Raw genomic sequence first — 24,732 nt, forward strand, 5'->3', positions numbered from 1 at the left:
AAACAGGACCCGAAGCTCATTGGGCCAAAATCAGATCCTGACGGCAAGACAGGCTCGTGCTTTCGTCCGCTCAATCCAAACCACCTGGCAGGTCGGCACGATCCAATGGTCAGAAAATGATTCCGCGGAAACCTTGGATGAAGCATACAGGCTCCTTCATGCAGGCGACGTTCTTCAGACCGTTGCGGGAGGCAGCGCTGCAGACGCAGCACTGGCATTCCGCCGCGCAGGCGAACTCTTTGAGTGGCTTGCCCGATCCAACGACAGTCTCAGAGAGGTTGTACCCCTCGCTCTCTTCGCTGCCGGCGCTTACCAATTGGGCGGCCTCCCGGCCATGGCAGCGGGGCTTCTAAGCCAGAGCAGGGTAGAGAATGACGGATTACTGCTCTTTGCTGACTTTCTGAGTGCGAATTTTGACAACGTCATAGAGCGTGTCGCCGCGTTCTGGCAGACAAACCCGGAACTAACGGTGCGGGAAGCTGGTGCGGGCTTTTTTGTTAAAGATCCCGGCACCGATCTCTCATGGCTGGCTACAGTCGAACTCGTGAGATCGGTGGGGCTCGGAGCAAACAGTCTGCGTATCGGTGACCATGAAAGGTTAAACGCCGCGATCCTTCATCTGCGCCAGGTCGAGCTGTTTCTGGTGCGATACGCTCCAGAAGATGTAGCAATGCTCGCCTTCTTCATCCGGTCGGCCGCAGAGCGGTATTCCAAAGCAAGCATCTATCGGCCGTTACGCCAGCTGGCCGATTTCACGCCTGCGTATCTCGACTATCTGAACGGCTTCGCCCGCAGACAGTATGCCCAGGGGCGTGGAGTGCTGTGGCAATCCCAACAACAGGGTATAGAGCGCCTTCTCCAGAATTCATCGTTTGCGCTTTGCACACCCACCGGATCAGGCAAGACGCTTGTCGCCAATCTAGCGATCGTCAAGGAACTCCTTCTTGTTGCGGACGGACGTGTCGCACCTCTTGCACTCTACATCGTACCATCAAGGGCACTCGCAGGGGAGGTCGAAGCCAAACTGAACGCCGAGCTCGGTCGCGAATTTATCGTCACGGGGCTTTATGGAGGGGCGGACTGGGGTATCACGGATGCTTGGTTTACAGCGGATCAACCCACCGTATTAATCGCCACGGTTGAAAAGGCAGATGCTCTGATGCGCTACCTGGGGCCAATGCTTGTCGCACGCCTCAAGCTCCTTTTGGTGGACGAGGCACACCAAGTCGTCATCGACGATACCGTTTATGAACAGGAAAGTCTCGCCGAGCATACGAACCGTGCCGTTCGCCTGGAAACGTTCATTTCTAGGACTCTCGCGCGTAAGCCGGATATTGTCCGTGTCGCCCTGACCGCCGTGGCGGGCGGTGCAGCAGACCCCGTTGCAAAATGGATTGAGGGTAATCCTGATGCCACCGCTGTCGGGTCCTACTACCGCAGCACCCGGCAGGCTATCGGTATCTTGGAAGTGCGCCCAAACGCGGCGCCGGAAATTCTCTTCGACATGCTGAACGACCGTATATTGGCGGTGCGCGGCCGTGCCCAGAATGTATACATGCGGCTTCGTATCCCACAGATGCCGCAGCCCCTTGCGCGCATTCGGGGCAGTCTCAATCATTGTACGCAGCTGGCGATCCTGTGGACTGCTCTCCATCTGGTTGAAGGAGAGCGGCGAATTCTGGTTTCAGTAGCCCAGAGCCCAGAGGACACAATTAGATGGTATGCCGAGGCGTTCTCGCTGAATGGCTGGGAGGACGCACCACCTTTCACACCGCCGGCCGACGGACCGGATGCCGAGCTGTTCCGTACGACGAGGATGGTCTGTGCCGATTACTGTGGCGTGGAGTCTCACGAGCTGACGCTCCTGGATCGAGGAATTGCCACCAACCACGGCCAGATGCCCCAGCGCCTGCGGCGCATGATGGTAGCGCTGATCGAGCGGTCAATCTGCCGGATTACCATTGCGACAGCCACGCTAACCGAAGGTGTGAACCTGCCGTTCGATCTTATCCTCCTGCCGTCGGTAATCAGGAGCTCCTTTGACGTTGCAACTGGGCAGCGAACCGAGCACCCAATGTCCACAGCCGAGTTCCGCAACCTTGCTGGACGTGCAGGACGCCCAGGCGCCGCTAAAGGGATGGAGGGCATAACGCTTGTTGTCCTGCCAGCTGCCGTGTGGACAACCGCTCCGGGACAAAGGCGAACGCAACAGAACCAAGTGATCGCTAGGCGGGCGGAGTACGATCGCCTGTTCGCACGTCTTAGTGCTGAAGCCGCGGGCGGTGGCGAGCACAATAGTCCTTTGTCAGTGCTGCTGAAATCAATCCGCCAGCGTGCCGTGCAGCTGGGTGTATCGACGGCAGCCGATTTCACCGACTGGCTCGAAACTGCGGCTCCACTGATGGTATCACCGGCAGCGGGAACAGCTTCTCCCGCCGCCGGAGCCCGTCTCGCCGACAGCATAGATGAGTTGGACGGTATGATACTGTCCGCTATTGAGGAGGTTCAAAGCCTCCAGCCGGCACAGCTAACAGCTGCGCAGCTGGAAGCAACTCTGACAAATGTATGGCAAAACACATTCTCGCGTGTCGCTGCCGCTTACGAAGACTGGATGGAGCGCGCATTTATCCAGCGAGGGAAAGGCCTTGTGGAAACTGTTTATCCCGACTCGCAGGAGCGAAAGCGTCTCTACACCTATGGCTACACTCCATGCATCGGCCAGCGTTTCCGGCCGGCGGCTGAACTGCTGATCGATGTGCTGCACTATACGGACCGCTACGGCGCCATGCAGAGCGATGATCGTCTGGCGATATTCCATCAGCTCGGAAACATCGTTGCCGATGATCGGGGCTTCGGGTTCTCCATCAGGGACACTGTGACCGGGCGCAATCTTTTTGAGCGGTGGCATGAAGTACTTGCGTGGTGGATGGCAGCCACGGATGCTCCCCAGCCACCTGTTAACGATCTTCGGTCATGGCAGATTTTTGTGGCTGACAATCTGGAATTCAGGCTTGGAGTGGCCATCGGCGCTGCTGTTGCACAGCGATGGTCTGAAGAAAACCCTGACCCTTTCGCCACGCCGAATCTGGCCACCTGGCGTCAGACGTCGGACCTGCCCTGGTTTGCATTCTGGGCCAAAGAACTACTCCGTTGGGGAACGCTTGACCCTTTTGTTGCTTTTACCATGTCCCAAGGGATCGCCAGGTCACGTGATGATATGGGCATTCTGAGAACCGAATTCCTCGACTGGATGCACCAACGTGAGGACTTTGATCCGAAGGACAGCGAAGCACTGATCGACCCGCAGAATTTCCTGCAGTGGGCGCGCGGTCGGACATCTGCTGCCACCGACAAACCGCGGTTCAGGTCACTGCCCGCCGATCTCGAGGGAACAGACGGTCGCAATGGCCAATATTCCGTTATCCCCATTGAAAGGCCTGATCTCATCCAGTGGATCGATCCGGCTGGATATCAGCTCGCTGTTTCCGCTCGCAGCCGCCTTCTGCGGAGTCCAGAGATCTTCCGGTACGACTTCCAGCTTGGAGCGGCAGGTCACCACCCAGAGGTAACCAGGACTTTCTGACATGTTCGGAGGACACCTGCTTTTTCAAAGCCAAACCCGCTGATGGTTTCCGCCACTGCTGAACGCCTGCGGTTATCGAATTTGAACGCGCGCTCAGACATAAAACTTGAACGGCTGGCGTTCCTCTCCCTTCGCCGAACCCATCGTGAGTACGTCCCCGACCATCCGTGCGAACCGCACGGTGACGGGCAGGCCATCATTGAAATTGCACGAGTTGTAGTTGATCTTGGTGAGACCCATGATGTCTCCCAAGACCGTGCTGATATCAGGCTTGGAGTTTTTGCTGCGCATCACGGTGATGTGCAGCGGATTGGGTGTTTCCGGCCCGATATAGGTGTTGAGCTGCGGTACGTAGCCCGTCGTCCAGAGATAGGCCGTTTGATCATCGAGCAGGAGCGCGGTCCCGCGCAGCACGGGATAGTCGCCATCCCGAAAGAGTTTCGTTTCGCCACCGGTCGATCGAATCCGCACTCCGATGACGTTAGTCTCCTTCGGAGCCGCGTCGACAAAGGCGTTCCACTCCTCGTCGTTGAAATAGGTCTGTCCGTGAATGAACAGCTCTTTGGGCGGCCCCCCATGGGTCTCGGAATAAGTCTCGAGCACAAGGGCAAGCAGGTTCTTCGCCGCCGGCGCCTTGAGGTGGAAATCGTAGTCGCCGGTCTTCCACGGTCCATTGGCGCCGCGGAAGACGACACCGTCTCCCTCGTTGAGAAACATTTGCGCGGCGCAGCAGGCATGTCCGTCGGGGTCATGCGGAAGGCTCTTATAGACCATGCCGATGTAGCAAACGCCCGGCCGCACGTCCGCCAGCCGCCACGGTGGTTTCGGCTGTGTCTTGTAGTAGAGCCCGGTCGCGAGGTTCCAGGCGACAGTCGCCGCATCCTGGGTCTTGCGGACCGGATAGTTGGCCTTGTTGAGGAAAGCCTCCGGCGCGAGTGTCGTTTCACGAACGAGCTGCGTCGGCGCTATCTTCAGAAACTCGGCTTTGATCCTGCGATGAAAATCGGGAACGTCTTCGAAAATCGCCTCCTCGGTTTGATCGATGACGCCCATGGCGGAGAGTAGCGGAATGCTTTCTTTGGACTTCTGCCGCTTGGTGAAATCCCCCTTTTCCATTGGCAGGCCGGTTCGCTTGGCCTGGGGTCTGCAGCGCTCGTAGACGATCTCCGGCAGCACCAAGATCCAGACGTCGACTGATCGCTCGTCATTGCGCAGATGGCGCCTGACGCGATCGATGAAAAGCCGCGCGACCTTGTCTACGGCCTCATTGAGGTTGATGATGCGCGTCGCGCGATCGATGTCTTTCCACGCAATCGACAGCGTGCTGCATTCATCTGGTTCGAAAGAAATCCCGAACGCCTCATCGAGACCGGGGAAATTCGCCAGGTGCAGCCGGTCAGCCTTTTCGCCTTTCCCGGGCGGCGGAACCTGCACAACCGAATGGAGCTTGCGTCCCCATCTTCGAAAATGCCCGATCCCATCGGTGGTGCCCACCACGCCGACCCGGATCTCGCGGCTCTTCTTCGCCTTCGCGTGCGGCCCATACAAAAAGAGTCCGTCCTTGGGATGCGGACTGCGCTGCGAGAATGCAAATTCCAGCTGCGGTTCGTCGAAGTGCTCGACCCGAAGCGATTTCTCCGGAAATCTCATGCTTCGACCTCTTCGTCGTTGTCCGGCCGCCCCAGCGTGCTGATGTCCGCCTCCTCCTCATCGGTGTCGAGAACATCGGGAAGCATGGTACTCACCGGCGAAGTGAACAGCATGGGCGCCGCCTCGATTGCAAGCGCTGACTTCGCCGACAGAGCCAGCCGGATGTAGGCCGATTCGCCTGACAAAAGCTCAATGAAAGCGAGCATGCGACCGTGCCACTGCTTGTTGCGCCAACCCTTGCAAATGCTTCGGCGCAGACGATGCAGCTTTCTGGCATCATCGATGCCGAGCCCCTCGGGCTTACCGTTGTCGACCGAGAACAGAACCCGTGACTTGAGTTTTAGGTGCCAGAACGGCCAGAAATAGGGCATCGCGGTGACGCCGAACTGCCAGATATGTCCCTTTGCGACGTTCCGAAGCATCGAGGATCGGCGATCGCCTTGCTTGCCCCACGGAATGCGCTGCCCGGTTGGCGCCTGCATGACCGAAGCGTGGAAACCGATAGCGTTGGAGTATTGGTATTCGACGAAGCCCTTCTCTCGGCAGAAGGACAGCCAAGTTCTCTTGATCATCGCAATGACTAGGTTGGATGCGACCTGTCGCTCCATCCCGAGGGGAGGGAAACCGTTGTCGACAAAATCCAGCAACGGGATCTCGTGCTTGAGCTTGAAGCGCCCTGCGGATGCAAACGCCGCATCAATCTCCGATTGATCGGCGAAGGTGATAATGCCGGAGCCTTGAACGGCGCACGGATAGGGAAAGGCCTCAAGTGTGCGATCCAGAAGTCTTTGTTCGATCACTCCGGTGCTTTCGAAGTATCGGATGACATCTGGTGCCTCCGCCGCCCGAAGCCAGTTCGAGGTCAAACGCTCGGCCTCCTCGACGAGCGGTACCGCGCCGCGCCGTCGGAAGATCTCCCAGTTAGGATCGATCACTGGCGGGCCGGCGGATCGCGGCACCTTTTGCCGCTGGAGGGCATCAAGCAGGAGGCCGACGCCTTCTCCCCAGCCGCGCACGAAATCGACGGTCACCGCGTCTCCAACGCCCTTGACCTTCTTGCCTGCCCCGAGCCGCAGCGGAATGATGAAGCGAGGGTCGGAGATTTCCTTCGCCACCTCCAGCGCGATGTCGAGATCGTCCTGAACATTCGGGTCGTCGAGCGTGGCATCGCGGCAGATGAGAAGAACTTTCGCTGCTCGGTATTGCAGCGCCTGATTGATCAGCCGGCGCCACCTGTCGCCCGGCTGAAGCGTCAAGATGTCGGCGAAAACGCGATACCCTTCAGCCTCGAGCTTGGGCGCGAGCCAAAGGGTAAATTCGTCGTCGATCGGCGACGATTTGATCAGAAAGATCGTGTCGCGGACCGCATTCTCGACAGGCGCTGCGTTCCCGTTTGGCACCCTAGGGGGCAGCAGACTGGCGAGGACAACGGGAATCGAGCCCGCCTTCGCGAGGGCCTTCCCGACCGCTTCGGTGACAACCGTTTCCAGAACTGATGTGCTTTGCGCCCATAGTTTTTGATGGGCTTTTTCTATATTCGAATGCTTACGCAGGAGCGCATTGAGATCGCCTGGACCGAAGATGTCGCCCGGTGTTTGCAATGAGGGGCCGATGATCTCGGATAACGCGCTCTTGTTTTTCGGCGTGAGCGGCGCCGATGTTACGAGGATGTAGCGCTTCGGCGCCAGCCGGTCTATGGACTGCCGCTCCTTCGCCATCTTGGACTTCAAGCCCGAGAATCCGGTGCGGTGATAGTGCTTGGCCTGCAGGACGATCGCGCCATCTGCTAGAGCATGGCGTCCGTCCATCCCATCATCTGGCCCCTCGGGGAACGCCTCGAAACGCATTCCGATCTCGCTACCGATCAGGTCGCGGGCCAAATCCTCAAACTCGCTGTGTGACAAACTCGAGAAGTCATATGCCATCGTGTTAAGATGAGTGCCCAATTCATGAGCAGTCAAGCAATCAGGCGTGCTATTCCGTGGCGACTAGTCTTTGCCAACAACTAAACAGCCGACAATTGCTCATAGCCTCTTGAGCCGCGCAGTCGGACGCGAACATCAACAAAAAGCTGGATAGCAAATGACATGGATCGGAGGTGGCTGCGTTCACGAGGTCTCCTTTCCCATTTCGGTTCGGTGTCCGCTAGATGGCAGCTTATCGCTCGTTTGCTCCTACAAGCTGCCCGTCTTCTTCCGGCCCCTAGACGGACTTCCCAGTCCGCGAAGCGTCGCGGCTTGGAGCACCAACGGCCGGTACGCCTGTACAGTGCCGGCGCAAAAGAAAGCAGCGCATAAAGCGAAGACATCGGCACGTCTGACAGGACAACAATGCCGGGATGATGTCGGAGCAAATTCGCGGCCACTTCGATCGGTTAGCAAGGCGACCTAAGGAGGTTCAGCATAGCGCCACGTAGGAGGAACCGGGACTGATCGCCTCCGACGAATGGTCAGCTGGAATCAGCAAGGCCTTCACATTTACTGAGGGTCCCAGCGTAAGGCCGCAGTTTTCAAAGTCAAAACCAGTATCCTGGAAGTGACGTACTGGAGAAGCAGTCCCATCATTCGAAAAGTCTCGTTGTTCGGAGACTGGGCTATGGCAGACGCCGCCGACGATCGCCGATTGGGGCTGGGAACGCTGGCCGAAGGGCATGTGACCGCGCATCACGGCGAGCTTCTTCAAGGGGTGTTCGAGGATGATCGAGGTTGCCTCCACGGTGGTCTGGTAACTGGAAGGACTTTCTGGAGGAGGGTGGGTATCTCAGCGACCAGCCACGAGGCCGAGTCAAGGCGTTACGCGCTGCGCAATTGGCGGGGGAGCATCTGGGGTATCCAGAATTGGGTGGTCGCCAACACTATCTATGATGAAAAATGGTTGGCGTCGCTTCCGGGTTGGCCTTGCGCTCCTGTTCGCGAAACCGAAAACCTTGTTACAATAGAGCCGCGTGACGGATGGGAATGGACGCGGTTCGAGTGGTCGAGGAGATTGCTGGACGACGTTCCGAGGCCAGTAGGGCACAGCTCAATCAACGTAACCGAAAGCGGGCAAGTCTCTGGCCGTGTTCTGCTCGGCAGCAGCTGGTCTGCTTACCCACTGCCATGCAGCTTCCACGCTGATAAGGGAGCTTGGGTGGCAGTCTCATTCTGGAGCGCCAGCCCGGGGCCGTTGAAGCTGCCCGGAAGCCATGTGGCGTGGCTGCTGGGGATTCTTGCGGACGATCTATCTGTCGCCATCTCCACTCAATGCATAGTCGACAAATTCACGAGATGAACCTTCGTGGTGTATTTGGTCTGAATCTCCAGCGGCGACGCCGTGAGCGCCGGTTATCGCAGGAGCAACTGGCTCATCTTGCCGGTTGTGCCCGCGCCTATCTCAGCGGGGCTGAGGCTGGGCGTCGCAATGCAACTCTAGACATGGTGGAAGCGCTGGCGACGGTGCTGGAGGTGGAACCTGCAGATCTATTGAAGTATCCGGCAGGGGAAGGGAGATAATTGTTGAGACGTATGCTGGCGCCACGCTTTTAAAGTACATACGAATGCAATCTATAATTAGCATTCTGCTGAAAGAAAGCTAAAAACACCTGACGAGTTTGAATTGCCCTGCCATCATCAACGCTGACAAGTTCCGCAGCGGTGGGGAGGGTGTGGTCGATGAACCTCAAGGTGTTCGCAACACTTACTGATGCGCTCGCCAGAATTGACGCCGCGGTTACGCCAGCTCAGGTTTTGGAAGAACTTGTCGGCATATTGCGCCCTTTCGGATTTCGTCATCTGCTTATCACCGGCCTGCCGTCACCGCAGGTTGGGCCCTGGCAGCGCGAAATCCTCTATGACGGATGGCCGGTGGAGTGGCTCGAACATTACCTTGCCAGCGAGCATTTCACCCAAGATCCGTGCGCCTCACGCAGCCGCTTGGTCGGACAGCCTTTTGTCTGGCGTGACTTGTCGCCCAAAGAGATAACCACTGGACAATTACGGGTCATGGGCGAGGCCGCGGAGTTCGGACTGAGGGACGGCCTGTGTGTTCCTGTCCATGAGCCTCGACGAGTTCCGTCGGTCGTGACAGCGGCGGGTGAGCGTATCGAGCTTTTGCCCGAGGACGTTCCAATCCTTGAAACGGTTTGCGTGCATGCCTACCGGGCCTTGCGCCGGCTGAATGGCGGAGGCGGGCAATCCCCCCAGATCAATCTGACTGATCGAGAGCGACAAGTGCTGACATGGATAGCGGCCGGCAAGGCGGCTGAGGACGTGGCCTGCATCCTGGGAATCTCGAGATTCACCGTCGAGCGACATTTGAGCAATGTCAGAGAGAAGTTCGACGCGGTAAATACCATCCAGGCGGCTATGGAAGCTGTGCGGCGAGGGGAAATCTACCCCTGACAATACCAAGAAACCAGAATGGCCCAGTTGGGGCAGCTAAGGTACGCGTCATCTGGTGCGCGCCTGATCGGTAGCGGGAAACTGCCAGCACTCGTCTTCTTCGACGCCAGGCGACTATGTAGCCATTAGCTGTTTTGGGCGAAAAGCACCCGCCCGGACTATCCGGGCGGGGCTTGAGAGGGGCCTTATTCGCCTTTGCGGCGACCCGGGCGAGACCAGATGAGGCTGTATCCGTCACCGTCCTCATCGTCGAAGAGGTTGGCGAAGATGGGAGCATTGAAGCTCGGGTCATCGAGCTTGAGGCTCAGGTAGTCGCGACCCTCATTGGAGCGCTTGGTCCAGGCGGCGCCGATGTCGGCCCGGCCGACGAAGACCCGGTGGCTGGGAGCGTTGTCGCCAGTGGCACGGGTTTCGGGGACGATGCGGACGCTGCGGGCCTGAACGCTGAGGGTGACGATTTCGCCGGTGAACTCGTTGTTGGCGGACTTCTTGAAGGTGCCGATGGTAGCCATGGTGTTTCTCCTTGATCCAGTCTGTTTCGAGCCCGCACCATTGCGGTCTCGATGGTGATCGACAGGCTGGAGGCGATCGACGGCGCACCCATGGGGCCGAAGCGGAAGCGGAGGATGGCGCTGGCGCGACTTTGTTGCCCGCGAGGAATGGCGCGCAGCGGCAGGGGAAGAAAGTCGCGATAAGCCATTGCGCCGAAGGCGATCAGGCGAAGCCGGCCCCAGGCAAAAAGCACCCATCGATGAGACCGCTTTGGTGCGCGTCAGTGTGATGGATCAAGCAGGTACCTCTGGGAACCTCGTGCCATCCTAATCTCTCGCCGCCAACACTGCGCGCCGTGCGGATCGTCCGAAACTCTGCAAGTCCGGCCGCATCAAAGTCTCGTCAAACGCATTCGCGCCACGTGACAACATCACTTGAGTCCGTGGGGATCGTGGCTGCCGCCGCTTCGTCGCTCGATATGGCCGAGAATGCCCGGTGGGGTGCGACCCCGCCTGAAGGTGTTGCTGATGGCAGGAATTATGTGCTGCTCCTTGCGCAAACCGGTGACGATGAAGGCTGGGACATCTCACTGGCAGTGTTTTGTACTTCGTGCCGATGAACCGGCGGTGCCGCCCAGCAACGTACGGCCTGGTTCCTGGTGGGCGCTTCACATCTCAAATATTTGGAGACAATATACTTGCTGTGAATTTCACAACTTTGGGGGATGCACAATGGCTGCTTATGACGAAGAGCGTGGGAAGATAATCGCATCAGGGATCGAGGTAGTTCCAGATCCAGATCGCGCATTCATTTTGATCATCCGGCGCAAGAAGAATGTCAGCAAAGAGCATCAAGACGCCTCAGATCAAGCCATTTTCGAGAGGGCATTCAGTGACAAGCCTGATCGATCGTATTCGACCAAGAAGAGGATCCTGGCTGAGGGAGATTCATGGGTAAATATACTTACAAATATCCCAGGGCAGCCTGACACCTTCGTTGATGTGATCGCCAGAAAATACTATGTGAACAATATTGGCTGGCCTGGAGATACGTTTCGAGAGACGTTCGGGGCGAAGCAGTACAAGCAGCCGCTGAGTGCGGGAACGTTCGATTTCTTTGTCTTTTCGGGTGGCGGTGTCGACTTCTTTGGCGGCGACGCCATGAAGAATTTTGTGCGCCCGTATGGCGAAGGGGGCGGCTCCAAAAACGCCCAAACCTATGTCAAGGATGAGTTCGATTACTTTCTCCGCGGGGTAGTCCGCGATTATCGCACCATTCTTCGCGAGACCGTAAAGTGGAGTGCACCTAAGAGTACTAAGCTTGTCATGCATGGATACGACTACTCGATCCCAAAACCCAACGGTCAATATCTAGGGCGAAGGTTTGAAGAATTGGGGTTTGATACGGCTACCCTCTTGCCGCGCGAAATAGTCAAGATCCTCGTGAATCGCTTCTACGATGCGCTGTTGAAGGTTGCCAGGGGAAGCGAAGGGCGTGCGCTGGTCGTGGATTTCCGAAACACCATCGGACGACTTTGGCACGATGAAATTCATCCTGATAACAATGGAGCCAAGAAGCTCGCCGCCGAGGCGGCCAAAGCAATGAAGCTTGTCTTGTAACCGGGTAATCTGAGAGCCGTGCTTATGCGCCGCTAGCTCTCATGACAGGTATGCCGAGCTTGCGAGCCTTGTCGGCGAGATTGTCCTGAATTCCCGTGCCGGGGAACCAGATCACGCCGATCGGCATCGCCTCGATCATTGCGTCGTTGCGTCTGAACGGCGCGGCCTTGGCATGTTTGGTCCAGTCGGGCTTGAAGGCGATCTGCGGAACCTTGCGATGGCTTGCCCATTTGGCGGCAATGAGTTCGGCGCCTTTCGGGCTTCCGCCGTGCAACAGCACCATGTCAGGGTGTTTGGCATGGACCTGGTCGAGCTTGGCCCAGATCAGGCGATGGTCGTTGAAGTCGACCCCGCCAGTGAAGGCAATTTTGGGTCCGGCCGGCAGGAGTGTCTCGTTCTCGGCGCGTCGCTTGGCGGCAAGGAAGTCCCGGCTGTCGATCAGTGCTGCAGTAAGGTTGCGATGGCTGACCATCGAGCCGGTGCGCGGCCGCCAGATCGAGTGGGTGGAGCGTTCGAACTGTTCTGCTGCCTGGTCGCGCATCAGTTCGAAAGCATTGCGCCGCTCGAGAATGGTTTGCCCCTGTGCAGTCAGGCGTTCGAGTTCGACCGATTTCACTTCAGACCCGTCCTGTTCGCGCTGGAGGCGGTGCTGGGCGACTTCGTTGTCGTCGAGCTCGCGTTCAATTCGACCGACTGCGCGGTGAAAGAGATTGACCGTGCCCCAGAGCAGTTCTTCTAGGTCGGGCTCGAGGCGGGTATCAGAAAGTGCCACCACGAGGGCGTCGAAGATGTCGGTAATGCTGCCAGAGACGACGTGGCCTTCGGGAAGGGGGCGTGGATCAGGTTCATCCTCAAAAGGGCGGTAGCCGTAGAGCTGGAGTTCCTGGAGGACATGTTGGGTCGGGGAGATGTGGTGCGGTTCGTTGGCCGTGTCGTGCTCTTCGGTCATGGAGGTCTTCCTTCGCTCGTGGCCACACCCAGCGCGGCCTTCTTGGCGACGAAGGCGTCGGCCGGGGTGGACCTGCACCTGGAGCGCAGCGGAAGGCCGGAACGCCGTGGAGGATGGCGACGGCCGGCGATTTTGCTTCGCGATGGAAAGCGCCTCATCGAGGCGCGCCGGAAAATCGTCGGATGATGCCATTGCCTGTCCGGCCTGGCTGACGCCCGATCGCCCACTTGAAGGCCGTGGATGCGGCTTCGCAGCGTTGAAGGCTGGCCTCCGTCACGCGACAGCGCACGATGCTGCGGCGCCGCTCTCGATCCCCTACCGTCAGTCGGCCGAGGGCATGAAGCGTGCGATGTCCTGAGGAGCGACCTGCAACTTCAACCTCGCGGTCAATGCGTCGAGACCGAGCAGCCTGAGGTCTTCGTTGAAATCGCCAAGCCGTGGCGTGAGCATGATCGCCTCGATCCCTACCGCACGGGTGCGCGCGAGCAGTGTTGCGATCGCCTTATCGCCTGCCGGATCGTTGTCGCGTGCGATGTAGAGCCGGCGCAGCGTGTGCGGAAAGATGATCGCAGATAGGTGTCCGGCTGAAAGCGCCGCCATCGAAGCTGCATGAGGCAACGCGGATTTGACCGACAATGTCGTTTCGATGCCTTCGCCGGCCACCATGACATCGCTGCCTGTGCCGAAACGGACTGCGTGCCCGAGCAGGTTGCCCATGGCGCGCCGGGGCGTGCAGAGAGGCGCACGGCCGAGATTGGCTTCGCTGAAGCCTCTAGGATCGAGCCACGTGCGCTGCGCACCCGTCAGCTTGCCGGAAAGGTCGGTGACGGCAGCGATCATCGCCGGCCAGGTTTCGGTGGGAGCGTATTCGTCTGGGCGGTAATAGCAGCGTGGATGGTAACGGAGAGCACCAGTGTCGTGCAGGGCCGTAATGCCACGATTGCGCAAATATTCCTCGACGAGGGTTCGCCCGACAGGCTGCGCCATGGCAAGGAGGCGGCGTGCTGACTCTGTCGATCCCAGTGGTGCTGATCCATGGCCGGCGATCCATTTGCCCTGGTCAGGAGGTGGCATGGAGAGGAATGATCTTGCCTCCTGGACAACGTCCCTGAAGTCGACGAGGTGAAGACTTTCGCGGATGACGTCGAGCAGGTCACCGTGCTCGCCGGTCGCGGCATCCGTCCACTTTCCCGCAGCTCCTTTTCCTGATCCCGGTCCCTTCAGACGGACGAACATGGAGCGGCCAGGCGCATTTCGGACATCGCCAACAAGCCAGTAGCGACCTTGGCGATGTCCATTTGACAGATAGTGCCGGCACACTGCCTCAACCCGAATTGCAAGGCGAGTAGCGAGATCGCGTGGTGTCTCAACCATGATAGGCCTCAAAAGATTTGGCCCGCCGTCGCCGGCGGGCCAGGTATTTGGGCAGGGTGGCTTCATTCGGCCGCGATGGGAGGAACCTCGTCGGCATCAGTGTCATGCATGGCGTCAGTTTCGCCAATGGCCGTTGCGCCCCCGTCTGCCGTCACGTCTTCGACGTCTGTCGCTGCGAGGGGTTGCAGCGGTTCGGGCAGCCACCCAGCATCGCGCAGGAGACGTTCAGCTTCTTGCGCCATCTCGCCCTTCTTCAAATGCTGGATGAGCGAGGCGGCGCGCTCACCTGCACCTTCGAGGACGGCTGCAAGGATCCGCGCCTTGGTGACCCGGCCGAGATAGTTCTCGACGGTCGGCTTCCAGTTGGCGTCGTTCACCATGTCGAATCCGGTAGCGCGCGCCAGGCGGTCCGCGCCAGTGAGACGGCAATTGAGGCTGTGCGGGGTCGGGCCGGAACTGCCATACGGGTTTGGGCGCTCATGGACCGCATTGACACCGTAGCTGACGCAATGGGCGAGAAGGGCCATCCGGCTTGTATCATCGAGCGCGGCGACCCAGTCCCAGAGCGCACTTTCGTCAGAAGGCAGGTCTGACTTCCATGCGTCGTAGCGCTCGATGATCGCCTTGGCCGATGGCGTTTCCTTGAGATCTGTGCCCTGCGCCGAGAAGGAGGCCTGGCGCACCGAGATTTCCAGGCATCCGGTGGGAGCCGCAAAATGATAGCGCTCCATCACCATGCGATGCAGCAGCGCCGTCATTGCGACATGGGGATTGCCGGCGAGTGCGTTCTGCAGCGCGAGCGTGCGGTGGGCGGTAAGTTCGCCGACCAGGCCATCGGGAAGGGGTTTGATAACCTCGTCGTCCACTTCCTCCTTATCGACCAGTTGGCCGCCGATGGAGATGACGGTGCGCTGAACGCCGTCACGGTCAACGTCTCGCAACTGAGGGTCCTCGTTGGAGTCTTCACAGCTTTCGCTGTTGGCAACCCTCGGGGCCTCGTCCTCTAGTCGGACATAACCTGGGTCGACAACAAGCTCCCCCTGCCGACTGATGCTGAGGAAGACGCCAGCGCGAGCGATGTCGGCTGGGTCGAATGTCGTGGGCCTGACTTCGAAGGCCGAGAGTGCCGTTTCGATTTCAGCAAGCCGCTGGTCGATGGCGTCGGGCAATTCGTCGGCTCCGCTGTATTCGACTTCCAGCTCTTCCTGTTCGTTGCGCAGCGCTTCGCGGGTTGCGCTCTCTTCTTCGCTGAGTGCCTCGGTCGCGCCGATCAACTTCCGCAGACCGTTGCTGTGGCCATAGGGAAGTTCGACATGTGCCGTGATCCACTTCCAGCCCTGTTTGGCCAGTTGGTCTGCGATGCCTTGCAGCATCTCGTCGACGAGGCGGTCGAGGAGGGGGACATCCTCCAGCCAACCGCTGTTGTCGTCACAGAAGAGATCTCGCAGGACGATACCGCCGGCGGCCCTGTAGGCATCGATGCCGACGCAGAGGGCACGCTTGTCAGTCGTTGGGACCGTCGTGTCTGTCAGTAGGCGGCGGATCTGCCACGGCTCCTTCTGCCAAGAGCCGCAGATGCGCTCCCATACTTGCTGCTGTCGCGCATGATCGGGATTGACGGTAAATGCCTCCAGCATCGCGAGCGTCATTTCCTGGCGCGCATACGCTTCGAGTAAGGATGGGGCCACCGCGACGAGGCGAAGGCGCTGGGCAATGTAGCGCGGCGTGGTTCGATACGCGTCGGCGATTTCTTCTTTCGACATTCCATTTTCCAGCATGCGCTTGAACGCCTTGAACTGGTCGAGAGGATGTAACAACAGCCTTCGGATGGCTGGGTCCTATTTCGCGGTTTACACGGGTCTGCTGTGCAGGCCTGAACATGAAGATGATGCGGTTGCGGCCCTTGCTTGGCAGATCCAGCGGATGAACTGGCGAAGCCTGCAACTGGAGGATTTTCACGTTTCACCCGAACGGCGCGACCTGTTTCTCAGGCACTTCCACGGGACGCAATTTGTCGAGCAGAAGATCGTTCGCAGGCCGCATGTTACCGAGAGCGGCGAGGACATCGACCACGACGTGTTCGTCCATGTCGAGTTGCCGTCCGACTGGGAGCATTATCTTACCGTTCGTCTCGGCAGGCTGGCTCGGCGCAATGCCAGGCATTATCTGCGCTTGATCGATGAAAACAGCGAGTACGGGGTGACGATTTCCGACCCGCATACAATCGGGCAGGACGTCGACACACTTTTCCGGTTCTGGCTGGGCCGCTGGCAGGATAGAGACCCGTCTTATGCACGCGGTCTCATTGGGAACTGCCGCGCGATGTTGCCTGGTCTGTTCCGGGACGGGCGGCTGCTCGTTCTGGTGCTTCGCAAAGACGGCGTGCCGATCGGTGTCCATCTCAATTTCGTCGATAGGGAAAAGGGCACCATCCACTGTTTCCTTGCTGGCCGCGACCCGGCCGTCACCAAGCTTCCGCCCGGCTTTGCCCTGCACATATTCACGATGCGATGGGCCATCGCCAACGGCTTTGTCAGCTACGATCTTGGAACAGGAAACTACGGGTACAAGGCGGCATTCGGATCCCAGAAGAGGCTTATCGAAGGCACGAGCATCTCGACGGTGAGCGCTCGCAATCTCGGCGAACGGCTTGACCGCCGAACGCTCAGGTCAGTCTTTTCCTGGGCGAAGCGGCTGCACCGCGAAGGAGAATCCAAGCTTGCGTCGATCGGCTGCAGACAGATACAGGAGGTGGATGATGCCTTTGAGGAGGCTCTCGAGCTTCTGCGACTGATCGAGGCCGAGACGGCGCCGATCCTCGCCAAGGCGATCGAGCTGCACCGGGCCGGTCGTGTGGGGCAGGCGGCGCAGATCTATGCATCGGTGCTTGCGCAGGCGCCACGACATTTCAGGGCGAACTACATGATGGGCGTCGCTTGCCTGCAAAAGCAGGAGTTCGCCGCGGCCGAAATCTATCTCGGACGTGCGATCGAGGCCGATCCTGGGCATCCGGCCGCCCACAACAATCTCGGCAATGCAATGCGCGCGACAGGCCGGCTTGAAGATGCTGCGCGTTGCTACGACATGGCTATAGGCTTGAGCCCACAATTTGCCGAGGCTTACAACAACCTTGGCATGGCGTTGCAGAGCCTGGGCCGTCTTGGGGAAGCTGAGGCGCAGTTCAAGAAGGCGCTGAGTATCAACCCCGAGTTTGATAGCGCCAGCCGGAATTACGAAGAGGTGTCGAAAGCACGCAAGGATGCCGGCAGGCCGCCTGTCGCGATCGCATTTTTGGGTGCCTTGCTCGATCCATGCCTTGCATGGATGCCGGAGATGTTTCTGGCGGCAATTTGAGATTGGTCCCACGGGTGCTGTTGACAAATATCCCATCCAGGGGGATAGCATTTGGAGAATTCATAAGGCGATAGCTATCTGGAAAATGGCCTGAGGACTGAAGCGTGACTGGACAGATCGTCATTTCAGGAATGACTGCGGCCTGTCTGATGTCGCCACCTTGCTGGGCTGATGACGCGGACATTGCCTTGGACTTCTTCCACGAAACCTGTCTTGCAGCCGAATCCGACTTCGTGCGCGTGTCCGAGACCGCAAGCCGAGAATCCTGGGAGGCGACCGCGACCATTGCTGCGCTTGTCCCCGTTCCGAGTTGGGAGGTCTCGAAGTCATGGACGGCTGATGTGACCGGGCTTGGGGCGAAAGTACTGATCGGCGCCGCCAGTGCAACTTTGGGTGGCCAGGCAATAGACAGCTGCACAATCGCATTTTTCGACGGGCAATTTGCCTCATTCGAAGAACGCTTCCTTGTCCGAACCGACGCCGAGAAGTTCGGCGAGGAAAGCGATGGCCTGCAGGTTTCCAGGGTCTACGTGCTGATAGCCGGGGGGCGCCGGCAATTGGTCAAGGTTACAGCACCTGTATCGCCATCCGCCCGGCACATGGTCATGGCGAGTTCGATCGCGTCTCGAACCCGCCACTGACCAGCCCACTGATAATCTCTCCGAGGACCCCATGCTTAGCGTTCTGTCAAACCGTGTCTATCGCCACCTGTTCCTGGCGCAGGTGATAGCCCTTATCGGTACCGGGTTGGCGACAGTCGCTCTCGGATTGCTTGCGTTTGAACTGGCAGGAGCAAATGCAGGTGCGGTCCTTGGGACTGCCCTTGCAATCAAGATGATCGCTTATGTCGGCGTTGCGCCGATTGCCGCGGCCTTCGCCGAAAGATTGCCGCGCAGGTCGATGCTGGTTGCACTGGATCTTGTCCGCGCAGCTGTTGCGGTTGCCCTGCCTTTCGTGACGGAGATCTGGCAAATCTATGTGCTGATCTTCCTCCTCCAGGCTGCTTCTGCGGGCTTTACCCCGACGTTTCAGGCGACGATCCCGGACGTGTTGCCGGAGGAGAAAGACTACACGCGCGCGTTGTCTCTTTCGCGCTTGGCCTATGACCTTGAAAGCGTCGCCAGCCCGATGCTCGCGGCCGCTCTCTTGTCGGTCATCAGCTTCCACAGCCTGTTTGCCGGAACTGTTGTCGGCTTCCTGGCGTCGGCCGCCCTGGTTCTTTCGGTCGTGCTGCCAAGCCCCCATCCTTCGCAACCGCGCGGGATCTACGAACGCACGACACGGGGTATCCGCATCTACCTTGCAACGCCAAGGTTGCGGGGACTTCTGGCGCTTAATATGGCGGTCGCGGGAGCGAGCGCGATGGTGATCGTCAATACCGTCGTGCTCGTGCAGGGGCAGTTCGGGCTTGGCGAACGTCAGACGGCGCTGGCCTTAGCAGCTTTTGGTGCAGGTTCGATGCTCGCCGCACTGTCGCTGCCCCGCTTGCTCGAGAACATGGCCGATCGCGTTGCCATGCTGACCGGAGCGGGCCTCATGGTGGTCGGCGTGCTCGTCGGGCCATTGGCCATGAGCTATCCGAAACTCCTTATCCTGTGGTTCGTGCTCGGCTTGGGCTTCTCCTTGACCCTGACGCCGTCGGGTCGTCTGCTCCGCCGTTCGGCCGCCCCAGTCGACCGGCCAGCATTGTTTGCCGCGCAGTTCGCGCTTTCGCATGCCTGCTGGCTGATCACCTATCCGATTGCTGGTCGGGTTGGCGCTCTTGTCGGCTTGCCGGCAACCTTCATCCTGCTAGGTATCGTAAGTGCTGTTGCCTATGTTGCCGCACTATGGCTCTGGCCCCGTCATGATCCAGACGTTGTGGCGCATACACACGACGATCTGCCTCACGACCATGAGCATCTTGCCGATGCCGTATGGACGGAGGGCGGGTACGAGCATTCCCATGGCTATGTCATTGATGATCGCCATACGGCTTGGCCGCGGGCCTAGCTATCAAAAGGTTTGTGGAGCTTGGAGATAGCCTTTTGCACTTCCCGATCGCGTCCAAGTCACTGTCAGCAGATCGAAGCTTAGCCTTCCGGCAGCAGAATAGCTGATCGTCGCCATATGATATTTCGACGCTTGCCGCATCGCGAGCCAGGCTTCGCTCCGCTGACATCTGGCTCAATGTAGCCGATGGTTCCGACCGATCGACGAGCATCTGATGCCGCGCTCAACATTCACGACCGCCTCGGTCTTTGTGCCCAAGGGAGTGGCGCGGCCTGGCTCGCCGAAGCCCGGCAAATGTTGGATTTAAACCCCTAAAACGGCTTGCCTATCGGGAACTAGTGGGAAGCCCGAAGGGGTTCGCCCTTGAAGCTGCAACATTGATCGTTCGGTGAGCGTGGGCGAGGTTCCGTCCGTTGCAGGACTTTAACACCCAAATCCGCGACATGTTTCCTCTTCGGGCTACGGGAGCTTGGTAGGCTCGAGCGGTGGCTCTCCATGATCGAGTAGGTACTCAAGTCGCCGGCATGGCTTCGTCGCCACGCGCGGTTAGCCGCAGGTCGAGCCTAAAGGGAACAAGCTGGTCGATCGTGCTTTCAGCGGCATATCAAAAGCGGATGGACTGTATAAGTATTTCGATTTGCTCCGGGTGTTACAAAGCTGTTTAGCTTGGATCGATCGGATGTCCGGCCTTACGACATGGATCCAAGTTGCGGAGACCTCCGCGGTTTCTGGCTTGAAACGGCGGCCCGAGTAACAAAAAAATAGTGGAGGTTGAACATGAAAAAAGCTTTCGTACTTTTGATTGCCGCGGCTCTGATGGGGTCCGCCGGCGCCGCCAAAAGTGAAGCCGAGGAGGTAAGGATCGCAGGCGGCAGCCACCTCGATGCCTTTGACCCGCAGCTCGAGGTGACAAGTCTCTCGGTGGCGATGCACATCTACGACACGCTCGTGGATTTTGGCGACGAGAATTATGGAAGCATTGTTCCGAGCCTGGCAGAGCGTTGGGATAACAGCGAGGATGGTCTGACGTGGACTTTCTACCTGAAAAAGGGCGTCAAGTTTTCTGACGGCTCGCCCTTCAACGCAGATTCGGTCAAATTCACCCTCGAGCGCATCCTCGACCCTAAGACGGCTTCGCCGAATCGGGCCAAGGTCGCTGAAATCTCCAAGGTCGACGTCGTCGATGACTACATTGTAAAGATCACCACGCGAAAGCCTTATGCTCCGCTGCTCGAAAACTTGGCGACGTACCATCTGGCTATGCTAAGCCGGAGTGCAACCAGCAAGTACTCTGTGTTGGAATATGGCATGAAGCCGGTTGGCACCGGCCCCTACATGCTCGAATCCTACGACATTTCCGGCGAGACAGTGCTGGTCCGAAATCCGAATTATTACGGAACGCCCGGAACTCCCGATCGAATATCCTACACACCGGTTCCAGAGGTTTCGGCCCGCGTCATCATGCTTCAGACCGGCGAAGTCGATATCGCGACGGGCCTGAGCCCGGAAAGTCTACCTCCACTCGAAGCGGATCCGAATATCGAAGTGATCAGCAAACCGTCCACCATGATGGTGTCGTTTACGCACCAGATGTGGAAGGGCGCGCCATACGACAACAAGCTTGTCCGTCAGGCGATGATGTATGCCGTCGATCGCGAAGCCATCGTCAAGACGATATTGGGCGGATATGGCGTCGTTCCGAAGGGCCCGTTCTCGCCCGGCGTGCAGGCCTTCGCTGATTTCGGCGGTTACGAATACAACCCCGAGAAAGCAAAAGAGCTCCTTGCGGAGGCCGGGTATCCTAACGGCTTTTCGACAATCGCGCTTGCGCCCGAGGGTCGATACATGAAGGCACGGGAAGTAAGTGAAGCTGTGCAGGGGTATCTCGCGCAGGTGGGCATAAATGTCGAGCTCAAGATGAGCGAATGGGCCACTTACGTGACAGAGTTCCAAAGCACATTAATTGACCGTGGCATGCATATGTTGGGTTCCTCGATTCCGACGGCTCACTGGAGGATCCAGAGAATCTGGGGCACCCAGAAAATGCCGGACAAAGATCATCTTCCACCTAACACCTCGCAATACAGCAACCCCGAGGTAGACAGGCTACTATCCGAAGCGAGCCAGAATTTTTCCCTTGAGGAGCGAAACAAGCTGTACGCGCAGGCGGAAAAGATCGTGTGGGAAGACGCGCCAGAACTCTGGCTGTTCGGCCAAAGCCAGTTGGTCGGAGTGCGAAAAGGCTTCTCCGGCTACAAGTTCTACGGCAATCAGGATTGGCGGTTAGACCGGGTCGTGAAGCAGTAAGAAAATAAAGCAGGAGTGCTGGCTGTTTGAAGGCCTGCACTCCTGCTCCCGACGAATAATAGGCTCACACATTGGTGCGGCAAGTTCGCGTCAACGTAATCATGGAGGTCGGTTAAGTTGGCCGCAAAAATCCTGCAAATCGAAAATCTGGTTACAACCTTTGATACCGCCGAAGGAGGTTTTAATGCCGTCGATGGCGTATCGCTCTATATCGAGGAAGGTGAAACCCTCGCAGTCGTTGGAGAATCGGGTAGCGGAAAGAGCGTCACGGCCCTCTCGATAATGCGGCTGACACCGCCCAACTCGAGCAAGATTGAGGGCGCCATCTGGTTTGAGGGCAAGAACCTGCTCACTTTGCCGGACGACGAGATCCGCCAAATCCGCGGCAACAAGATCGCCATGATATTCCAGGAGCCGATGACCTCTCTCAATCCGGTCTATTCCATTGGATCCCAGATTGGTGAGGCCTTGATCACGCATCGCGGGCTCTCGCATTCGGAAGCCAAGGCGGAAACCATCCGCCTGCTTGAAAAGGTCCGCATACCGACTGCGAAGTCGAGAATCCGGGACTATCCGCACAATTTCTCTGGCGGCATGCGCCAGCGCGTCATGATTGCTATGGCCCTAGCCTGCAACCCCAAGATTCTGATTGCCGACGAGCCTACTACCGCGCTCGACGTGACGATTCAAGCGCAGATCCTCGATCTGATAAAGTCTCTTCAAAAGGAAGAGGGTATGTCTGTTCTCTTTATCACGCACGATATGGGCGTGGTGGCGGAGATCGCAGACCGGACCGTCGTGATGTACAATGGCGAGGCCGTTGAGACGGGCGCTACCGCTGACATATTCGCGCATCCGAAGCATCCCTATACGCGTGCGCTGCTTGCTGCTGTGCCCAGGCTTGGATCCATGGAAGGTCGCAAGCGGCCTATGCGATTTCCTGTCGTCAATCGCGTGACAGGTGAGTGCGACGTTCCGGTCGAAGTGCCCGATACCGTCAAGATCACGCAGAGGCCGCTACTAGAGGTCAAGGGCCTAACAAAGCGCTTCGACATGCGCTCGGGCATACTCTCGCCTGTGAAAGGCAGAGTCCATGCGGTGGAGAACGTCTCGTTTAACGTCAATGTTGGCGAGACGCTCGCATTAGTCGGCGAGTCGGGTTGCGGTAAATCGACGACTGGACGCGCAGTGTTGCGGCTGTCCGATCCGGATTCAGGAACCTTGGCGCTCAACGGTGTTGATCTGATGAAGCTCAACAAGGCTGAATTGCGGAACGCCCGCAGACAAATGCAAATGATCTTTCAGGATCCGTTCGCCAGTCTGAACCCGCGATTGAGCATCGGCGCCGCAGTCGCGGAACCTCTGTTAGCCAACAAGCTTGCTACTCGCTCCCAAGCGCGGGAGAAGGTGGCCGATCTTCTCCGTCAGGTCGGCTTGCAGCCGGAGATGGCGGAACGTTTTCCGCACGAGTTCTCAGGCGGACAGCGCCAGCGCATATGCATCGCGCGAGCGCTTTCGCTTGAGCCGGGGCTGATAGTGGCGGACGAGGCCGTTTCGGCACTCGACGTATCCGTCAAGGCCCAAGTCGTGAACCTGATGCTAGACCTGCAGGCCCGCATGGGCTTGGGTTACTTGTTCATCTCTCACGACATGGGCGTTGTAGAGCGGGTCAGCCACCGCGTGGCCGTGATGTACCTAGGCGAGATTGTAGAGATCGGGTCGCGTGAGGCGATCTTCCAGAACCCGCAGCACCCATACACGAAACGACTGTTGGCGGCGGTGCCGGTAGCCGATCCGACGCGGCGGCCCGAGAGAAGGGCCGCCTTGAACGGGGAGATCAAAAGCCCAGTCAGGTCACCAGACTATGTCCCGCCCGTGCGTCAGTTCCGTCAGGTGTCACCCGGCCACTCGGTGATGGTTTCGTACGACGAACTGATGCCGAATTAGGTATCGGGACACGCGGTTAGAGTCTTCAGTAGAAGTGCCGCCTTCCACCCCGCTTCGATTCAGACGGGGGTTGGCGAGAAAAGTAGGGCATCGGCTACCCAAAGGCATCGCGTTAGCCACGTGTTTGGTGCTGCACCCGTACCGAACCTAAGGAATGAGGATTCCAGTGTTACAATTCACCAAGAAAATGACCGAACTAATACTCCTGCTGCTGTGCGTGTCATTTATTGCATTTATGGTGCCGCGCTTGATTCCTGGCGACCCGGCCAGGCTATTCGCCGGATTGGACGCTCCGGCAGAAGTTGTCGCGGCCATACGGACGGAGTGGGGCTTTGACCAGCCTCTCGTCGTGCAATACTGGACCTTCTTGACGAAAGCCCTGCAAGGCGATTTGGGATTCTCCATCCATTTCAAGCAGCCGGTAATGCAGGAGATCTTGATCAGGCTTCCCTCAAGTATCGAACTAGCAGTCGCCGCAACGGCTATCTCCGTCCTGATCGGCGTTCCGCTCGGTATTGCATCCGCCCTGCACCGGAGAAAGTTGATCGACAAAGTCGCGACCTTCTCCTCCATTTTGGGCATCTCTACCCCGATCTTCGTAGCGGGCTTATGCCTTATGTATATCTTCTCGATGAGGCTCGGATGGTTTCCGGCATCGGGAAGAGGATCGCTCTCAAAGCTTGTTCTGCCCGCACTCACTTTGGGTCTTTACAATACAGCGCTGATTACCCGTCTAACCCGTTCGACAATGCTCGACGCGCTAAACACGGATTACATCAGGACGGCGAGAGCGAAAGGCTTGAGCGAAAGAGTGGTCATCTACAAACACGCGCTAAGAAACGCGATCCTTCCAGTATATACGATCGTAGGATTGAACATCGGCTATCTCATCGGAAGCTCTGTAATCATAGAAGCCGTCTTCGGTAGAGGAGGGCTCGGGTCAGTGCTGGTCGACGCGGTAAAGTGGCGGGATTACCCCCTCGCACAGGGATCGATACTCGCTTTTGCGATCGTCATTATCCTCGTGAATCGGTTTGTCGATTGGTCGTATCCATTCGTTGACCCAAGAATTAAAGGAAACTGAAA

At 58.4% G+C, this 24,732-nt stretch carries 17 protein-coding genes and 1 pseudogene; 11 read left to right on the top strand and 7 right to left on the bottom strand.

The features are described from left to right. Positions 1–19: 19 nt before the first annotated feature. Positions 20–3,583 carry a DEAD/DEAH box helicase gene (locus HNQ95_RS09040; protein ID WP_246340634.1) on the top strand — a complete coding sequence of 1,188 codons (3,564 nt, stop codon included), beginning with the start codon at positions 20–22 and terminating at the stop codon, positions 3,581–3,583. A gap of 93 nt (positions 3,584–3,676) precedes the next feature. Here the strand turns inward: HNQ95_RS09040 and HNQ95_RS09045 are convergent, their stop codons facing one another. The 3 genes from HNQ95_RS09045 to HNQ95_RS09055 form a co-directional block, all read right to left on the bottom strand. After that, the gene (locus tag HNQ95_RS09045; RefSeq protein WP_182573902.1) at positions 3,677–5,233 is read right to left on the bottom strand and encodes an argonaute/piwi family protein; all 1,557 of its coding nucleotides are present in this window, start codon (positions 5,231–5,233) and stop codon (positions 3,677–3,679) included. Continuing rightward, the gene (locus HNQ95_RS09050; RefSeq protein WP_182573903.1) at positions 5,230–7,158 is read right to left on the bottom strand and encodes a TIR domain-containing protein; all 1,929 of its coding nucleotides are present in this window, start codon (positions 7,156–7,158) and stop codon (positions 5,230–5,232) included. Before HNQ95_RS09050 ends, HNQ95_RS09045 begins: the two co-directional genes overlap by 4 nt. Before the next feature lie 472 nt (positions 7,159–7,630). Further along, on the bottom strand, positions 7,631–7,915 hold the full coding sequence (locus HNQ95_RS09055; RefSeq protein ID WP_182573904.1) for a hypothetical protein: 285 nt from the start codon (positions 7,913–7,915) through the stop codon (positions 7,631–7,633). A 584-nt stretch (positions 7,916–8,499) separates the two neighbouring features. Here HNQ95_RS09055 and HNQ95_RS09060 point away from each other — a divergent pair. Both HNQ95_RS09060 and HNQ95_RS09065 read left to right on the top strand, forming a co-directional pair. Beyond that, a complete protein-coding gene (locus HNQ95_RS09060) occupies positions 8,500–8,724 on the top strand; it encodes a helix-turn-helix domain-containing protein (protein ID WP_182573905.1) in 225 nt (74 codons plus the stop codon). A 159-nt stretch (positions 8,725–8,883) separates the two neighbouring features. Beyond that, complete coding sequence (locus tag HNQ95_RS09065; RefSeq protein WP_182573906.1) at positions 8,884–9,612, top strand: helix-turn-helix transcriptional regulator; 729 nt, start codon at positions 8,884–8,886, stop codon at positions 9,610–9,612. A 185-nt stretch (positions 9,613–9,797) separates the two neighbouring features. Here the strand turns inward: HNQ95_RS09065 and HNQ95_RS09070 are convergent, their stop codons facing one another. Beyond that, positions 9,798–10,124 (bottom strand): DUF736 domain-containing protein, encoded by a 327-nt coding sequence (locus tag HNQ95_RS09070; protein ID WP_067965029.1) that lies wholly within the window; start codon positions 10,122–10,124, stop codon positions 9,798–9,800. A 711-nt stretch (positions 10,125–10,835) separates the two neighbouring features. Here HNQ95_RS09070 and HNQ95_RS09075 point away from each other — a divergent pair. Beyond that, entirely contained in the window at positions 10,836–11,723 is an 888-nt protein-coding gene (locus HNQ95_RS09075) for a hypothetical protein (RefSeq protein WP_182573907.1), read from the top strand. Positions 11,724–11,745: 22 nt separating this feature from the next. Here the strand turns inward: HNQ95_RS09075 and HNQ95_RS09080 are convergent, their stop codons facing one another. The 3 genes from HNQ95_RS09080 to HNQ95_RS09090 form a co-directional block, all read right to left on the bottom strand. Next, positions 11,746–12,672 carry a DUF2493 domain-containing protein gene (locus tag HNQ95_RS09080; protein ID WP_182573908.1) on the bottom strand — a complete coding sequence of 309 codons (927 nt, stop codon included), beginning with the start codon at positions 12,670–12,672 and terminating at the stop codon, positions 11,746–11,748. Positions 12,673–12,993: 321 nt separating this feature from the next. Beyond that, positions 12,994–14,046 (bottom strand): DUF7146 domain-containing protein, encoded by a 1,053-nt coding sequence (locus HNQ95_RS09085; protein WP_182573909.1) that lies wholly within the window; start codon positions 14,044–14,046, stop codon positions 12,994–12,996. 62 nt (positions 14,047–14,108) lie between these two features. Further along, entirely contained in the window at positions 14,109–15,863 is a 1,755-nt protein-coding gene (locus HNQ95_RS09090) for a ParB/RepB/Spo0J family partition protein (RefSeq protein ID WP_210289153.1), read from the bottom strand. Between the two features lie 10 nt (positions 15,864–15,873). On the opposite strand from HNQ95_RS09090, the gene HNQ95_RS09095 reads away from it, so the two are divergent. The 7 genes and pseudogenes from HNQ95_RS09095 (at position 15,874) to HNQ95_RS09120 (ending at position 24,730) form a co-directional block, all read left to right on the top strand. Further along, entirely contained in the window at positions 15,874–17,400 is a 1,527-nt protein-coding gene (locus HNQ95_RS09095; RefSeq protein WP_182573911.1) for a GNAT family N-acetyltransferase, read from the top strand. A 104-nt stretch (positions 17,401–17,504) separates the two neighbouring features. After that, positions 17,505–18,041: a hypothetical protein gene (locus HNQ95_RS09100; protein WP_182573912.1), complete on the top strand. Its 537-nt coding sequence runs from the start codon at positions 17,505–17,507 to the stop codon at positions 18,039–18,041. Positions 18,042–18,072: 31 nt separating this feature from the next. Then, positions 18,073–19,392: an MFS transporter gene (locus HNQ95_RS09105; RefSeq protein WP_182573913.1), complete on the top strand. Its 1,320-nt coding sequence runs from the start codon at positions 18,073–18,075 to the stop codon at positions 19,390–19,392. Positions 19,393–19,508: 116 nt separating this feature from the next. Then, positions 19,509–19,847: pseudogene (locus tag HNQ95_RS34160) on the top strand (Tn3 family transposase); the annotation flags it as partial. Positions 19,848–20,169: 322 nt separating this feature from the next. After that, complete coding sequence (locus HNQ95_RS09110; RefSeq protein ID WP_182573914.1) at positions 20,170–21,699, top strand: ABC transporter substrate-binding protein; 1,530 nt, start codon at positions 20,170–20,172, stop codon at positions 21,697–21,699. Positions 21,700–21,828: 129 nt separating this feature from the next. Further along, positions 21,829–23,646, top strand: coding sequence for an ABC transporter ATP-binding protein (locus tag HNQ95_RS09115; protein WP_376769252.1), 1,818 nt, complete (start codon positions 21,829–21,831; stop codon positions 23,644–23,646). Between the two features lie 166 nt (positions 23,647–23,812). Continuing rightward, positions 23,813–24,730 (top strand): ABC transporter permease, encoded by a 918-nt coding sequence (locus tag HNQ95_RS09120; RefSeq protein ID WP_182573916.1) that lies wholly within the window; start codon positions 23,813–23,815, stop codon positions 24,728–24,730. The last annotated feature ends 2 nt before the right edge of the window (positions 24,731–24,732 follow it).

The sequence above is a fragment of the Aminobacter ciceronei genome, assembly GCF_014138625.1.
Lineage (GTDB): Bacteria > Pseudomonadota > Alphaproteobacteria > Rhizobiales > Rhizobiaceae > Aminobacter > Aminobacter ciceronei.